The 15,753-nt window shown below is 59.1% G+C and carries 13 protein-coding genes; 6 read left to right on the forward strand and 7 right to left on the reverse strand.

The annotated features are described in order from the left end of the window. Positions 1 to 21: 21 nt before the first annotated feature. Positions 22 to 1,425, forward strand: coding sequence for an MFS transporter (locus tag DFO52_RS01640; protein ID WP_133549006.1), 1,404 nt, complete (start codon positions 22 to 24; stop codon positions 1,423 to 1,425). A 32-nt stretch (positions 1,426 to 1,457) separates the two neighbouring features. On the opposite strand, the gene DFO52_RS01645 is transcribed toward DFO52_RS01640, so the two are convergent. Genes DFO52_RS01645 through DFO52_RS01655 form a run of 3 tightly spaced genes read right to left on the reverse strand, consistent with a single transcriptional unit; the run spans position 1,458 to position 4,168 of the window. Then, entirely contained in the window at positions 1,458 to 2,453 is a 996-nt protein-coding gene (locus DFO52_RS01645) for a DUF2891 domain-containing protein (RefSeq protein ID WP_133549008.1), read from the reverse strand. A 9-nt stretch (positions 2,454 to 2,462) separates the two neighbouring features. Further along, positions 2,463 to 3,449: a DUF979 domain-containing protein gene (locus tag DFO52_RS01650; protein WP_033145579.1), complete on the reverse strand. Its 987-nt coding sequence runs from the start codon at positions 3,447 to 3,449 to the stop codon at positions 2,463 to 2,465. Next, positions 3,446 to 4,168, reverse strand: coding sequence for a DUF969 domain-containing protein (locus tag DFO52_RS01655; RefSeq protein WP_047647698.1), 723 nt, complete (start codon positions 4,166 to 4,168; stop codon positions 3,446 to 3,448). Before DFO52_RS01655 ends, DFO52_RS01650 begins: the two co-directional genes overlap by 4 nt. Before the next feature lie 199 nt (positions 4,169 to 4,367). Between DFO52_RS01655 and DFO52_RS01660 the strand changes: the two genes are divergently transcribed. Further along, positions 4,368 to 4,913 carry a winged helix DNA-binding protein gene (locus tag DFO52_RS01660; protein WP_023335754.1) on the forward strand — a complete coding sequence of 182 codons (546 nt, stop codon included), beginning with the start codon at positions 4,368 to 4,370 and terminating at the stop codon, positions 4,911 to 4,913. A 2-nt stretch (positions 4,914 to 4,915) separates the two neighbouring features. Here the strand turns inward: DFO52_RS01660 and glgX are convergent, their stop codons facing one another. From glgX to treZ, 3 genes are read right to left on the reverse strand one after another with little or no spacing between them, the layout of a single operon-like run. Continuing rightward, the gene (gene glgX, locus DFO52_RS01665) at positions 4,916 to 6,991 is read right to left on the reverse strand and encodes a glycogen debranching protein GlgX (RefSeq protein ID WP_133549010.1); all 2,076 of its coding nucleotides are present in this window, start codon (positions 6,989 to 6,991) and stop codon (positions 4,916 to 4,918) included. A 15-nt stretch (positions 6,992 to 7,006) separates the two neighbouring features. Continuing rightward, positions 7,007 to 9,475: a malto-oligosyltrehalose synthase gene (gene treY / locus DFO52_RS01670; RefSeq protein WP_133549012.1), complete on the reverse strand. Its 2,469-nt coding sequence runs from the start codon at positions 9,473 to 9,475 to the stop codon at positions 7,007 to 7,009. Beyond that, complete coding sequence (treZ, locus tag DFO52_RS01675; RefSeq protein ID WP_133549014.1) at positions 9,472 to 11,259, reverse strand: malto-oligosyltrehalose trehalohydrolase; 1,788 nt, start codon at positions 11,257 to 11,259, stop codon at positions 9,472 to 9,474. Before treZ ends, treY begins: the two co-directional genes overlap by 4 nt. Positions 11,260 to 11,391: 132 nt before the next feature. On the opposite strand from treZ, the gene DFO52_RS01680 reads away from it, so the two are divergent. From DFO52_RS01680 to DFO52_RS01695, 4 genes are all read left to right on the forward strand, one after another. After that, positions 11,392 to 11,919 (forward strand): GNAT family N-acetyltransferase, encoded by a 528-nt coding sequence (locus DFO52_RS01680; RefSeq protein ID WP_133549016.1) that lies wholly within the window; start codon positions 11,392 to 11,394, stop codon positions 11,917 to 11,919. A gap of 77 nt (positions 11,920 to 11,996) precedes the next feature. After that, positions 11,997 to 12,743, forward strand: coding sequence for a 5'-nucleotidase, lipoprotein e(P4) family (locus DFO52_RS01685; RefSeq protein WP_133549018.1), 747 nt, complete (start codon positions 11,997 to 11,999; stop codon positions 12,741 to 12,743). A 141-nt stretch (positions 12,744 to 12,884) separates the two neighbouring features. Then, positions 12,885 to 13,871, forward strand: coding sequence for an MBL fold metallo-hydrolase (locus DFO52_RS01690; RefSeq protein ID WP_133549020.1), 987 nt, complete (start codon positions 12,885 to 12,887; stop codon positions 13,869 to 13,871). Position 13,872: 1 nt separating this feature from the next. Next, positions 13,873 to 14,784, forward strand: coding sequence for a LysR family transcriptional regulator (locus tag DFO52_RS01695; RefSeq protein ID WP_133549022.1), 912 nt, complete (start codon positions 13,873 to 13,875; stop codon positions 14,782 to 14,784). On the opposite strand, the gene DFO52_RS01700 is transcribed toward DFO52_RS01695, so the two are convergent. Beyond that, positions 14,775 to 15,659, reverse strand: a complete 885-nt coding sequence (locus DFO52_RS01700; RefSeq protein WP_045888228.1) for a LysR substrate-binding domain-containing protein — start codon at positions 15,657 to 15,659, stop codon at positions 14,775 to 14,777. The two genes, DFO52_RS01695 and DFO52_RS01700, sit on opposite strands and share 10 nt — an antisense overlap. Positions 15,660 to 15,753: the final 94 nt, after the last annotated feature.

Raw genomic sequence — 15,753 nt, forward strand, 5'->3', positions numbered from 1 at the left:
TTCTTATGCGGAGTAACGACGATGACGCTATTTTCAAACCAGCCCGGCGATGAAGGCTTATCCGGCCATGAACGCGCCCGGGTCATGGCCGCCGTCATGACCACCACGCTGATGGGCGTTTTTGACGGCACCATGATCAACATCGCGCTGCCCTCCATGGCAAAATCGATGCAGGTCCCCGCGAACGTGGCGGTCTGGTTCGCCAACGGTTACCTGCTGTCAGCGGCAATGACGTTAGCCCTCTTCGCGGCGCTGGCGGCGCGCGTGGGCTATCGCCCGGTGTTTCTTGCCGGGCTTGCCACCTTTACGCTCACCTCGATCGGCTGCGCGCTGGCGCCCACGCCAGAAATGCTGATCGGCATGCGTATTTTACAAGGCATCGGCGGCGCGGCCACCCTGAGTATCGCCCCGGCGATCCTGCGATCCGTTTTTCCGGGTCGACTGCTTGGCCGCATTCTGGGGCTGCACGCCCTGCTTATCGCCTCCAGCACGGCGATTGCCCCTGTGCTGGGTGGAACCATACTGGACGCGCTGAGCTGGCAGTGGCTGTTCGCCATTAACATTGTTCCGGGCAGCGTTGCCCTGCTGCTGGCGTGGCGGGCCTTGCCGCGGGAAACGGCCGTTGACCGCTCGCCCTTTGACGCGCCGGGCGCCGTGCTCTCCGCCGCGCTGTTAGGTTCGGCGATTATGCTGGCCGACAGCTTTCAGCGCGTGACGCAACACATTAGCCAGGAGACCCTCAGCTGGGGGATTCTTACGCTGACCAGCGCCCTCGCCTTTATCTGGCGGATTCAGCGCGCGCAAAGTCCCATACTGCCGCCCGTCATGTTCAATAACGGTCGCTTCACCCTCGCAGCCCTGACCTCGCTGGCCTCGTTTGTCAGTCAGGGCATCACCTTTGTCGCGCTGCCGTTCCTGTTTCAGAGCGTGTACGGCTATAGCCCGGTGGTCTCCGCGCTGCTGTTCACCCCGTGGCCGATTGGCATCGTGCTGATCGCGCCGCACGCGGGGCGCTGGGCAGATACGATTTCCGCGCCGCTGATCTCGACAGTCGGGCTGATGATTTTTGTCGGTGGACTGGTCCTGCTGGCGACGTTGCCGGACAATCCTTCCGCATGGAATATCTGCCTGCGCAGTCTGGTGTGCGGGATTGGGTTTGGCTGCTTTCAGAGCCCCAATAACCGGGAGATGCTCTCTAACGTGGCGCGGGAATATGCCAGCTACGCCTCCGGCGTGTTGTCGATTGTGAGGACATTCGGCCAGTGTCTCGGTGCCGCCGCGGTGGGGGTGCTGCTGGCCGCGACGACGGGATGGGACCATCAACGTGCCATACAGGTTGCACTGTGGATAGCCGTAATAGCTTCGACGGGATCGGTGTTGTTTAGCCTGAGCAGGCTGCGCCCTGCGGTGCGGGCATCAGCGTAAACCGGCTGCGCCTTGCGGCGCAGCGCGTTTGTTTACTCCAGCGCCAGCAGCGCAAAGCTCGCCAGCCAGTGCCCGCCGCTGTAGTGGCTGCCGACCACATGCTCAACGCTTGCCGACAGGTGTTTCGCCACCGCCTCGCGCAGCGGCTGCTGCGCCGGATGGTTAGCGGGAAGCGCTTTAGCAATATGCTTCATGCACCAGGCGCGGCTGAGGTTTAACCCGTCGAGATGGGCAATTTTCGGGTCGGTACGGTCGCTCACTTCCGCCGGGTTCATCAGCGCCGCAGCGGAGCCGACATCCGGCAGAAACGCGTCAAACCAGGCCGGGAAGTCTTTCAACATCTTGCTCATCAGCAGCGCTTCCGTCAGCGCGCCGGAAATGTACTCATCCCCGCCGGGCTCGTAGTGGGCCGGATAGCGCGTGTCGGCGAGATAAAACCGCTCCGCCGCCGTCACAATCGCCTGCTCAAGCGCGCTATCTTCTACGGCTCGCGCGTAATCGAGCGCCAGCGCGAGGGCAAACGCCGTGTTGTAGTGCGTCCCGACGCGGATCGGATAGGTGAGCTTGCTGAGGTAATCCACCAGCCGGTTACGAATATCCCGAGTTAACGGCTCAAGCGTCCGGTACCAGCCTGCGGCCTGCGGCAGCGAAGACTGTTTTAGCTCCTGGGCCAGCGCCAGCAGCCAGCCGTAGCCATACGGGCGCTCAAACGAGGCGCGGAACGGCGCGGTGAAATAGGCCAGCTCCTTCGCCACGTTATCTTCCGTCAGGTGCTCGTCGAAAAGCGCGACGATCGCGTCCCGGCTCGGCAGTTCCGGATAGAGTCGCACGCAGCGCAGCAGCAGCCAGTAGCCGTGCACCGCCGAATGCCAGTCAAAACAGCCGTAGAAAATCGGGTGCAGTTCGCGAGGCGGCAGCACGTCGCCATCATCATTCAGCAGATGCATGATGTGGTTCGGGTATTCCTGACGCAAATAGGTCAAAGGCATGCGGGCAAACGCGTCAGCCTGATGTTGCGTTAATTCCATAACAGCTCCTTAGCGAAACACGAGGAAATACATGAGGAACACGTTCACCACCAGCAGGGTTAACGCGGTCGGGATCTGGATCTTGATCACCTGATACTTATCTTTCAGCTCCAGCAGCGCGGCGGGAACGATATTGAAGTTCGCGGCCATCGGCGTCATCAGCGTGCCGCAGTAGCCCGCGTACATGCCAATCGCCAGCAGCGGCGCCGGGTTGCCGTGATGCACGTTAATAAGAAACGGCAAGGCGATCCCCGCGCTCAGCACCGGGAAGGCCGCAAACGCATTCCCCATGATCATGGTAAACAGCGCCATCCCCACGCAGTAAATCACCACCAGCATAAAGCGGTTATCCGGGTTAACGAACAGGCTCACCACCTTCTGCACCGAATCACCGGTATTGGCCGCCACAAACACGCCGCCGAGCATGGCCAGCATCTGCGGCAGGATCACCGCCCAGCCGATGGTATCGACAAGACGACGAGACTGACGAATGGCGTGCAGCGGCGTGCCCTTGGTCAGCCACCAGCCGGTGAGGATCGCCGCGACGCAGGCCACGCACAGCGCCGCCAGGGTGAGCTGTTTCTGATCGAGCAGGAACACGCCGCCAACCGAAACCCCTTTCAGGAACAGTGTCCCGATAACCGTCACCACCGGGATCATCAGCGCCGGCAGGAACAGCCAGTTTTTAAGGCGGTTTGACGACGCGAGACGTTCGTCTTCGGTGGACATTTTATAGTGCCCTTTCCCGACCAGGCCAAAGCCCGCCAGCAGCGCGATAGCGATAACGCCCCCGCCGATTATTCGGTACGCCAGCGATTTCCCCAGCTCCTGCACCATCAGGTCACCGAACAGGAAGATCCCGCCGAATAAAAACCAGAACAGCGCCGTGGTAAAGCGCTTCGGATTGGCGCGATCGCGCAGGGTCATCACAACCAGCAGCATCACGACGAAGCCGATCAGGTAGTACACGCGGTTAATGGTGATAAGCGTCATCATTGCGCGGCCCCCTGCGTACCCTGCTCTGCACGCCAGGCCATGACGTCGCGACGGATGCTGGCATCCAGGCGCAGCAGGCGCGTCATATGAATAACTAATGCCGCAATGGCGGTAGGAATGGCCCACAGGCCAATATGCAGCGGTTCGATGCCCGAAATACCGTTCTCTTTCAGGAACGCGTCGATCAGCAGCACCGCGCCGAAGGCAATAAAGATATCTTCCCCAAAGAAGACCGCGATGTTGTCGCACGCGGCGGCATGGGCTTTGATTTTGTCGCGGATGTGCTGCGGCAGCTCGCCGTATTCGTTCAGCGCCGCCCCTTCGGCCATCGGCGCCAGCAGCGGACGAACCGTCTGAGCATGACCGCCCAGCGACATCAGCCCCAGCGCGGCGGTGCCTTCACGGGCGACAAAATAGAGCATCAGAATTCGCGCCGAGGTGGCGCTGGCGATTTTCGCCACCCAGGCCTGGGCGCGCTCCTTGAGCCCGTAATATTCCAGCAGACCAATCACGGGCAGGATCAGAATGAAGGTCGCCAGCGATCGGCTATTCACGAACTTTTCGCCAAAGGTCTCCAGCAGCATCCCGAAATCCATACCGACCAGCAGACCCGTCGCCAGCCCCGCCACCACGACCACCAGCAGCGGGTTGAAGCGCAGTGCAAAACCAATAACCACGATCGGTATCCCGATCAGCGGCAACAGCGTAGTACCGTCCATAACGTTTACCCTATCCAAAGTGAGCGTTGCGCGCCGACGGCTATTTTTTTAATTTGCGGCGAGCGATGTTGTGTTTTTCGTCAGGTTTCGGAAAACCTGCGCTAAAAAGCTATATCTGAACCTCAAAAACATGTAAACAAATTATCAATAAAATGTTCTTATTTTATCGATGAGTTTACATTTCTGGCTAAGGAACGTTATGACCTCGAAAAAGAGTGCTTCACCCGATCGCGACGATATCAACGATGGCCGGATCGTCTCTTCCCGTCATCTGGTGTCCGAGCGCTGCGCGGAACTGTCAGAGCTTGAGTACGCGCTGATCATGACCAGCAACGCGTTCAATAAATGGATGGTGCGCTGCATGGCCGCAGCCGGCGAACCGGATATGGGCGCATTTGACGTCTCGCTGCTGCATCATGTGAACCACCGAGACCGCAAGAAAAAGCTGGCCGATATCTGTTTCGTACTTAACGTGGAAGATACCCACGTTGTGACCTACGCCCTGAAAAAGCTGGTCAAAGCGGGCTACGTGACGAGCGAGAAAGCGGGCAAAGAGCTCTTTTTCTCGACTACCGAGGAAGGGAAAGCGTTGTGCATGAAGTACCGGGACGTGCGAGAGGCGTGTCTGATCGCAATCCACGCGGAGAGCGGCATTGCCGGGAAGTCGATTGGCGAGACCGCGCAGCTGTTACGCACGATCTCCTCCCTGTATGACACCGCCGCCCGCGCGGCGGCATCACTCTGAAGCTAAGGACGTCTAAAGAGGGTAATACTGCGTCCGGCCAGTTCGTACTCTACGGTGTCGGTAAACGCTGTCCCGGCGGCAGCGCCATCTGCCGTAGACAGCTCCAGCACCCATCCCCCTTCGCCAAACTGCGGGATCTGGAACGGCACGGTGCCTTCAAACGGGTTGAACAGCATCAGCACGTCGTGCCAGATGCCGTCCTCCTGCCTGAGATCCGGCCTGCTGATGGAGACGCCGAGCGTTGAGCCTTCATCCCACTGCTCGGCCTGCTGCGGGCCGCCTCCGGCATTGAACCAGCGGATCTCCAGCCCGTCGCGCCAGCTTTCACGGCGCAATAACGGCTGCGATGCGCGAAGCGCAATGAGCCGTCGGGTAAACTCGCGCAACGCATCGTCGTTTTCGGTGATCCCGTTCCAGTCGATCCACGAGATCTCGCTGTCCTGACAGTAGCCGTTGTTGTTGCCCTTCTGCGTGCGGCCAAACTCGTCCCCGGCCAGCAGCATCGGCGTGCCGTGGGAAAACAGCAGCGTGGTCAGGAAATTACGCTTCTGCCGCTCGCGGGTGGCAATAATATCCGGGTTCTCCGTCGGCCCTTCTTCGCCATAGTTGTACGAGCGATTATCGTTATGCCCGTCGTTATTGTCCTCGCCGTTGTCGGCGTTGTGCTTCTCGTTGTACGACACCAGGTCATTCAGCGTAAAGCCATCGTGAGCGGTGATGAAGTTGACGCTGGCCCACGGGCGACGCCCGCGCAGGTCGTACAGATCCCCGGAGCCGAGCAGACGCGCGGCAAAATCGGTGGAGACGTTATCGCCCTTCCAGTACTCGCGGACGGTATCGCGGTATTTGTCGTTCCACTCCCCCCAGCCCGGCGGGAAACCGCCGACCTGATATCCGCCGGGGCCAATATCCCAGGGTTCGCCAATCAGCTTCAGTCTCGATAACACCGGATCCTGAGATATGGCGTCGAAGAAACCGCCGCGCGGGTCAAACCCTTCCGGCTCGCGCCCCAGTATCGTCCCCAGGTCGAAACGAAAACCGTCAATATGCATCGACTCCGCCCAGTAGCGCAGGGAGTCCATCACCAGCTGCAGCACGCGCGGGTGCGAGGTGTTGACCGTATTTCCCGTCCCGGTGTCGTTGATGTAGTACCGGTGCTGGTCCGGCAGGGTGCGGTAATAGCTGTAGTTATCAATTCCCTTAAACGAGAGCGTGGGGCCAAGCTCGTTCCCTTCCGCCGTGTGGTTGTACACCACGTCCAGAATCACCTCGATGCCCGCATCATGATACGCGCGGACCATGTCGCGAAAGCCCTGGATCCCCGCCGGGCCATAGTAGCGCGACGCCGGAGCAAAAAAGCCGAGCGTGTTATAGCCCCAGAAATTCTTCAGGCCGCGATCGAGCAGATGCCGATCGTCCGGGAACCAGTGAACCGGCAGCAGCTCCACCGAGGTGATGCCAAGACTCTTAATGTAGTCGACCGAGGCTTTGTGTCCCATCCCCTCAAACGTGCCGCGCAGCTCCGGCGGAATGGCCGGGTTCATCTGGGTAAACCCTTTCACGTGGCTCTCATAGACGACGGTATGCGGCCAGGGCACATTGGGCCGGCTGTTGTCCTGCCAGTCAAAGGCGTTCGGGTCGATGACCTTGCATTTCGGGGTGAACGGCGCGCTGTCGCGCGTATCAAAGCTTAAATCTAATTCGTCATGCCCCAGCTCATAGCCGAAATGGGCGTCGTTCCAGTCAATATCGCCCACCAGTTCGCGGGCGTAGGGGTCGATAAGCAGCTTGTGCGGGTTAAAGCGGTGACCGTTTTCCGGATCGTAAGGGCCGTAGACGCGATAGCCGTACAGCGCGCCGGGCTTCAGGTCCGGCACATAGCCGTGCCAGACCTCATGGGTATATTCCGGCAGTTCCAGCCGGGCGATTTCGGTTTTCCCGGACGGGTCAAACAGACAGAGCTCCACCCGCTCGGCGTGAGCGGAGAACAGCGCGAAGTTGACGCCCTTCCCGTCATAATTAGCACCCAACTGCTGGCCATGACCGGCCCGAATTTCAAACGTAGTATCCTTTGCCATTTTCGTTCTCCACGATTATTCGCAGGTAAGCAGAACCAGTACACATCCCTTTTCTGACGTTAAATTCAGCGTCTCTTGCAGAATGCGGCTCTCACCGCTGAACAGATCCCGATAGCGTTTCCCCGCCAGCTCCTCGGGTATCGCCACCGTGGTATTGACCCACAGCTGATGATTATCGGTGACATCAAAAACCAGACGCGGCACGGCGACAATCAGCGCCTCCTCGTCCTTAACGCGCGCATAGACAATCAGATTTTCCTCGCGCTCGCCGGAGACCTTAAGCGGCAGCCAGTCGCCGTAGCGGAAAAGTGCGTCGTAATGCGGACGCAGCCGCAGCAGCGTGGCGGTGACGAACTGCTTAACGCGCCCGTCTCGCCAGCAGGCCGGGTTGTCAAACACCTTGGCATCCGCCGCGCTGAGGTTATGCACCAGCGTGTTGAAGTCCGGCTCCCGTCGGTTATCCGGATCGACAAGGCTAAAGTTAAGCGCCTCGCTGCCCTGGTAGATGTCCGGCACGCCGGGAGCCGTCAGCTTGATCGCCGTCTGGCTGAGGCTGTTCATCAGCCCGGCCCGGATAAAGGGCTGCATCGCCTCGCTAAAATCCTGCAGGAACAGCGCGTTGTCCGGCGAAAGCAGGTGCCGCGCATAGCTCAACACCACGCTCTCATAGCTCTCGTTGCTGTCGATCCAGTCGGTGCGCTGTTTTGCCTCGCGCAGCGCTTTCTCGAGGAAGCCGATAAAACGCGCTTCGAGTTCTTTAAGCCCTTCGGCGTCGTCCGGAGACTGCGTGGCGGGCCAGACGCCCGCCAGCGCCTGATAGATCATCCAGGTATCGGCGGCGTTCGGCGCGGTGCCGTCATTGAGAAAACGCACCTGGGTCTGGTTCATCTGTCGCCAGCGGGCCAGGTTCTCACCCCAGCGTTCAGGGGCTTCCGTCAGGGTGTAGAGTCGCGCCCGGGCGTCTTCCCCGCGCTTGGTATCGTGAGTGGAGGTGCCCAGCAGCGCGTCGGGCTGACGGGCCAGACGAATGCGCATCTCCTGGTGGAAGCGGGATAATGAAAACGCGCGCGGCGTCGGGTCGGCGCCCACTTCATTGAGCGCCAGCTCCAGGTTGTGGCGGAAGAACAGCGTGTCTTCAACGGACTTCGCCATCAGCGGCCCGGTAAGCTGCTGGAAGCGGGTTCTGAAAAGCGCGGCGGAATCGCGGCACTCTTCCGGCAGGTCGCCGGTAAGAATGCGCACAAGCAGGCTCAGCGCCGCTTCAGACGTCTCCACGCTGGCGACCACGCGGTTGAGCAGCGCCACGTCAGGTGGGGTTAATCCCTCCCGGGTGCCGTAGGTGCGGTAGACCGGAAAGGCGATAAGCAGCTCGCGCAGCGCGTGGCGGATCTCCTCGCGCGGCAGCGCAACCTCATTGCGGCGGGCCAGATCGTCAGCAAGGTTAAGAAGCGTGGTGAATTCACCCTCAAAATTGCGGTCGGTCATCAGGCCCTTGGCATCGCGCAGTTCCGCGCGGCGATCGACCGTTATCCCCAGCGTTTCGTCGTGGATGGTCTCCAGGCGGGTCAGGTTATCGTCGTCGACCAGCACTTCCGCCAGCGAGGCGATAAACTCGTAGCCGGTGGTGCCGGATACCGGCCAGTCTGCGGGGAGCTGTTCTCCCTTCGCGAGGATTTTTTCAACCGTGATGTAGCACTCGGGCCCGGTTTTCTCCCGCAGGCGCTGCAGATACCCCAGCGGATCGGCCAGGCCGTCGACGTGGTCAATGCGCAGGCCGTCCACCACGCCCGCGTGAACCAGCTCAAGGATCAGCCGGTGCGAATCGTCGAAGACCGCGTCGTCTTCAACCCGAACGCCGACCAGCCCGGTGATCTCAAAGAAGCGCCGCCATGAGAGCTGCTTCGGCGCCTCCCGCCAGGACATCAGCCGCCAGCTTTGCGCTTCATGCAGTGCAGCGATGCTCTTATCCTCGCTGTACGTACCCGGGTTGAGCGGATACTCGGCGTCATAGTAGACCAGTGCGGCCTTTTTAGTGACAGGGTCACTTTTTAGGGTGATGGCCCCCTTCTCCAGCTCCGCCTCAAAGGTGTCGCCGAGGAACGGCAGCGTAAGCGGGCGCGAGCCGTCGATATCGAAATAGCGGAAATAGCGGCTCTGCTGGCCGTATTCAATCACGTCCCGCCACCAGGCGTTTTCCAGCGAGGTGGACATATGGTTAGGGACGATATCCAGAATCAGCCCCATGCCGGCCTGCTTAAGCGCCGCGGCCATGCGGTTGAAACCGTCTCGTCCGCCGATTGCGGGGTCAATTTCATTCGGGTTGGTCACGTCATAGCCGTGAGTGGAACCCGCTGTGGCGGTAAACACGGGCGACGCATAGAGATGGCTGATGCCGAGATCTTTCAGGTAAGGCACCAGCGCCGCAACGCGGTCGAAGGTCATGCCGTTACGGAACTGAATACGGTACGTGGCGGAAGGGATCATAACGATGCTTCTCCATCAGCAAAGCGAACGACAATACCGTTCGGCGGTAAAACGTCAGTGACTTCCGGCCAGGCAAAGCGCGTCTCACCCGCGAGATCGGGCAGCGCGACGGGCTTATTACCGATATTCAGCGCCAGAGAGAGCGTCCCCGACGTGAAGCGCCAGCCCACCGCCACCATGCCGGGCGCGGTCTTGATTACCTTGCCCTCAACGGCGCCGCCATGATGCAGAAGCGGAACGATATGGCGATGACGCAGCGTCAGCAGGTGGCGCGTGAAGCGCAGCCACGTTTTGCCTTCGTCGGTGGCAATCTTATTCCAGTCGAGTTTTGAGCGAACAAAGGTGTTCACGTCATTCGGATCCGGGACGGTTTCATCGTGCCCGGCATGGCCGGTAAACTCTTTTGCGCGCCCTTCCCGCACCGCCTTTGCCAGATCGCCGTGAAAATCGGTGAAGAACAGGAACGGATGCGTTTCACCAAACTCCTCGCCCATAAACAGCAGCGGGATATGGGGAGAAAGCAGCAGCGCGGCAAGAAGCACCCGCGTCTTGTCGGCACCGGCCAGGGTGATAAGCCGCTCGCCCTGGGCGCGATTCCCGGTCTGATCGTGGTTCTGAATAAAATCGACGAAGAACTGCGGCGGCTGCGTCTGGCACTCCACCCCGCGGGATTCGCCGGTTTGCAGCGACACCTCGCCCTGGTAGACAAAGCCTTCCGCCAGCGCCCGGGCGAACTTTTTCTCCGGCTCAAAGGCAAAATCCTGGTAATACGCGTGGGTCTCGCCGGTGGCAAACACGTGGGCAGCGTTGTGGAAGTCATCATTCCACTCGGCGGTGAACAGCGGCGTGTTGCCCTGTTCATCGCGCGGGTGTAGAAAAATCACGTTGCGGCTGTCTTCCGTGGTCAGGTGAACGTGGCGGTGCGGGATCGCCTCGCGGATCTTCTCTGCTACCTCTTCCAGAATGTGCGTCTCTGAGTCGTCTTTAATCTGATCGATGGCATCAAAGCGCAGGCCGTCCAGACGATACTCCGTCAGCCAGTAGAGCGGCGCATCGGTGATGTACTGCCTCACCGGCTCGCGTTCGTAAGCGATGCCGTTGCCCCACGGCGTCATCCGCTGTGCATCGAAAAACGCAGGCGACAGCAGGGGCAAATAGTTCCCCTCGGGGCCGAAGTGGTTGAGCACGATATCCAGCACCACGGAGAGTCCCAGCCCGTGCGCGACGTCGATAAACGCGTGGAAATCCTCCGGCGTACCGTAGGCAGAGTGCGGGGCGTAGAGCAGCACGCCGTCATACCCCCAGCCGCGGGTACCGCCAAACTGAGAGACGGGCATCACTTCAAGCTGGGTAATACCGAGTTCTGCCAGATACGGCAGCTTGTCGATGGCGGCCCGGAAGGTGCCCTCCGGGGTAAACGTGCCAATGTGCAGCTCGTAGATAACCGTGTCTTCCCACGGCCGCCCTGCCCAGTCCCGGTTGACCGGCTGATAGCGTTGGGGATCGATAACGATGGAGGGGCCGTTAACGTCGCCTTTTTGCGCGCGCGAGGCGGGATCGGGCACCGTCATGCCGTCCTGCAGAACAAATTGATATTCTGCACCGTGCGTGACGCCGGGTACGTCTGCCTGAAACCAGCCGTCGCCAGCTGCCATCATCGGCACGTCGGCGGCGGCCAGACGTAGCGTAAGTTCTTTCTGTCCTTCTGCCCAGACGCGAAAACGTACAACGTCATCGGAAATAAACTCAGCACCCCACTGCTTTTGAAATGTCCTGAATTCCATTCATTGTCCTCGAATGACCCACATTTTACGCGGAACGAAGTACAAGCTTAGTTCAGGATTAAAAGTGTGTTAGGCCAGCGAATTTAACCGCTTCGTCTATTCTTTATGAAATAACTCACTACCGGGAATACTATGCAGATTCGAAAAGGACTCAGTACCGACCTCACGCGCCTTGAATGCTGTGACTTTTCTTTCACCATTAGCCACATTGCGCGAGAGCCCTTTATCCACTGCGATTTGCATATCGAAGCCGTCGCCGTTCCCTGGATTAAAACCTACGAGCTCGACATCCAAACTCTTGAAAACCACTGCGTTAATCCGGACGCCATATTTCTTATTGCCGAAACGGATGACGGCGAAATTGCGGGATTTATTACCGCTTCAATTGGCTGGAATAAATTTATCTCAGTGGATTATATCGCCGTTGAGCGTACAAAACGCAGAACCGGCGCCGCACAAAAATTGATGGCCGCCGCCCACGTCTGGGCCCGCAGCGTAAACGCGCCGGGATTACGGCTTGAAACACAAAATGTGAACGTCTCTGCCTGCCTGTTCTACCGTAACTACGGGTTCACCCTGGGCGGATACGATCGTTTTCTCTATAACGCCTTACCGGAAAAAGACGAGGTCGCCCTGTTCTGGTATTACATGCTGGTCTAGCAACGCGGCCTTCATATTTCTGTCATTGAATTTCATTACGCTTTCGGGATTTTAACCAGGGTGTTGAGGAAAAAAGCGTGAATTCAATGGCTAAGGTATTACTGCTGGCATTACCTGTTTTGAGTGCGACGGCCGCCGGGCGCGAGCTGTGTGAACCCAAAGCGTACGAAATGGCGCTGCGCTATCAGCAGAAATCGGCAGAGATTATGGCTCTTCAGCTGCAGACGTATCGGTTTGCCACCGAGCGTTTCAACGAAAAGTTAAAAGATCTGAAAACGCCTGAAAATTACGCCGTGGTAATGGATCTGGATGAAACGGTGCTGGATAACACCCCTCTGCTGGTGCGCGACACGGAGCAGTGTCACGACTTTACAAAATGGGACACCTGGAGCGACTGGGAGAAACAGGGTAAACCCGGCTTAATTCCGGGAGCGAAGGCGTTTCTTGACCATGTGAATCAAAGCAAGGTCCGTATCTATTACGTCTCGGACCGCATGCAGGAAAATAAAGCCGATACGCTCAGGACGTTAAAAGCCCTGGGACTTCCGCAGGTGTCCGATGAAAGCGTGCTTCTGGATACGGTCAGCAAGGAAGAGCGTCGCCAGAGCATCCTCAAAAAACAGCAGATCGTGATGCTGTTTGGCGACAGCCTGCCGGATTTCGCCGTGCAGTTTAAAAACAAAAAGCCGAGCGAGCAGCAGCGCGAGCTGGTTGAGGCCAGCGCGGAACACTTCGGAAACGACTGGATTGTGCTGCCAAATGCCGCTTATGGCTCCTGGTCGAAAGCCACGCCGGACGGCTGGAACGCGCCGCTGAAAAAATAACGTTTTACGGGCCGGGAAAGGCTTCACCGCCACCCGGCCTCTTCGCTATGCTATCCACCGCGTTTATAGGTCCTATCATTTCTGGGCAGGTTCTTATAATTTTACGAAGAAGTAAGATGAGCGCTTTCAAAGGAGACTCGTATGCTTACCGTGAAAAAACTTGCTCTGTCCACGCTGATTTCCAGTTCATTGCTTTTTTACCCTGCGCTGCAGGCGTCGGCAGAGACGCCCCAGCACGTCGTTAAACAACCGGCGGGCGGATACAGCGTTCAGGTCGGCGACGTTCTGGTGACCTCGTTTACGGACGGGACCGTCGCGCAGGATCTGCACAAGCTGCTGCGCCGGACAACGCCGCAAAAAATTGATGCGCTGCTCGCGAAAAATTTCCAGACCAACCCGCCTGAGGTGTCCATCAACGCGTTCCTGATTGCGATGCCCGGACATAAAATTCTGGTAGATACGGGCTCAGGCCAGCTCTTTGGCCCCGGCAACGGCGGACGTCTGATTGAGAGCCTCGCCACGCAGGGGATTAAACCCGAGGACATTACTGAAGTCCTGCTGACCCACGCCCACTCCGATCACGCGGGCGGTCTGGTGAAAGACGGCAAGGCGGTGTTCAGCAACGCGCGCGTTTTTGTTGGCAAACCGGACGTCGACTTTTTCTTTAACGATGAGAATCAGAAAAAAACCGGCTACGGCAAGAACTACTTTGTCGTCGCGCAGAAGACCTTAAAACCTTATCTTGACGCCGGTAAAGTGGTGCCGTTTAGCGGCACATCTGAGATTCTCCCGGGGCTGACCGGCACGGTTCATCCCGGCCATACGCCGGGTTCGGCCTTCTACACGCTGACAAGCAAAGGCGAGAAGATCACCTTTGTCGGCGACATCATTCATGCCGCGGCTGTTCAGTTCCCGCAGCCCGACGTGACCATTACCTACGATGAAGATCAGAACAAAGCGGCAAGCGTGCGCGAACATGCGTTTGCGGACTTTGTGAAAAATAAATACCTGGTTGCCGCGCCCCATCTCCCGTTCCCGGGTATCGGCTATGTCACCAAAGGCGAAAACGGCGGCTATGCCTGGGTTCCTGTCACCTATACCAACCGGGACGCCAGCAGCGCGAAATAAGATGACGCCCCTCTCTGACATGGACATAGACCTGATCCTGACCCTGGATGCCCTGCTTCAGGACAGGAATATCACCCATGCGGCCGCGCGGCTTGGCATCAGCCAGCCCGCGCTGTCCGCCCGTCTCGCGCGTCTGCGAACGCTGTTTGGCGAACCGCTGTTTATCCCCTCACCACATGGACGTGGGGTGTTGCCCACGCCGAGAGCGGAAGCGCTCAAGCCTCAGGTGGAGAGCGTGCTGCGCGGCATCAGCGCGATGTTTGCCCCCACGACGTTTGATGCGCAGACCAGTACCCGGACCTTTATCATCGCGCTGCATGAAAACCCGGCGCTGATGCTGGGCACAGGGCTGCTTAACCGGGTGAGCACCGATGCTCCCGGTATCCGCCTGCGCTTCGCCCTGCCGGAGATGGCCGAGCTGCCGCAGCAGCTGGAAAACGGTGATGTCGATATCTACATCGGCGTGAGCGCGGGTGCCCTTGACGGCTGGGTCAGACGTAAACTGCTCGACGACGCGTTTGCCACCGCCCAGCGTAAAGGCCATCCGCGCGGGACCGGAGCGTTAGACCTGGAAAGCTACTGCACGCTTTCTCATCTGGTGGTGTCATCGGCGGGAGATCCGTTTACCGGCTTTGTCGATCAAACCCTGGCCGGGCTGGGCTATCAGCGACACGTTGCGATGTCCACGCAGAGCTACGCCATGGCGCCTGCGCTTGTTGCCGGTACCGACCTGGTGTGCACCCTGCCGGAACGGATGCTGAAACAGTTTGCCAGCACGCTGGATCTCTTTGCGCCGCCGCTGCCGCTCCAGCCAATTACCATCAACATGTACTGGCACCCGAAAAACAGCCAGGATCCGGCGAACGTCTGGCTGCGCGAGCAGCTGCTGCAGGCCGCCGGGCGTCAGGTATGATCGAGCGTAACCAGAAACTTTTTAAGCACTTCTGAGCGAATAATCCGGTGACAAACCAGCGTCAGCTCGCTTTCCCGGAGTCGGTCGAGGATGTCCACGTAAACCACATTCTCGACGCTCACCGCCTTTGCCGACGCGGGCAGCAGCGCCAGCCCAAACCCCGCCGAGACCAGGCTTATCACCGTAGGCACGTCGGTCGCGTTTTGCACCACGTCAGGCTGAAAGCCCGCCCCGCTGCAGGCGTCATAAAAGTACTGTTCCAGCCCCATTCCCTCCGGGTCGCGCAGGGAGATCCATTTTTCGTCTTTCACCGACGAAAGCGTCAGCGCGGAAGATCCCGCCAGCGGATGCTGACGATACAGCGCCAGCACCGTTTTCTCTGACGTGAACGGGCGGCTTTGCAGATCGTCAGGCAGCGACGGCAGCGGCGCCCGGATAATAGCCACGTCGAGCTGGTTGCTCTGCACGGCGGCGTAGAGCGTCTGCACGTTTCCCGTCACCAGCGACATGGTAATGGCCGGCCAGCGCGTATGCATCTGGCGCAGCGCGGCGGGCAGCCTGCCGTCGAACATCGCGCTCGACACGCACCCCAGGTTTAATACCCCCTGCTCGCCCCGTGCCGTTTGCCTGGCGTCGAGAACTGCCTGCTCGGTCAGGGAAATGGCGAGCCTGGCTTTCACCAGAAACGCTTCACCCGCGGGCGTCAGGGTTAAGCGGCGATTCGCCCGGCTGAAAAGAGTGACGCCTAAACGTTCTTCCAGCGCCTTTATCTGCTGGCTCAGGGCCGGTTGCGCCATGTTCAGACGCTCGGCGGCCCGGTGCATGTGGAGCTCTTCGGCCACGACGATGAAATGGCGCATCTGACGAAACTGCACGGAACGCTTCCTTTTTTGATATGAATTTACTTATCAATTTAGCAGCAATGATGCAATTGATGGTATTTGTCATTGCCATAAAAATGGAGGTATT

This window comes from Enterobacter sp. AG326 (assembly GCF_004362415.1).
GTDB lineage: Bacteria > Pseudomonadota > Gammaproteobacteria > Enterobacterales > Enterobacteriaceae > Enterobacter > Enterobacter asburiae.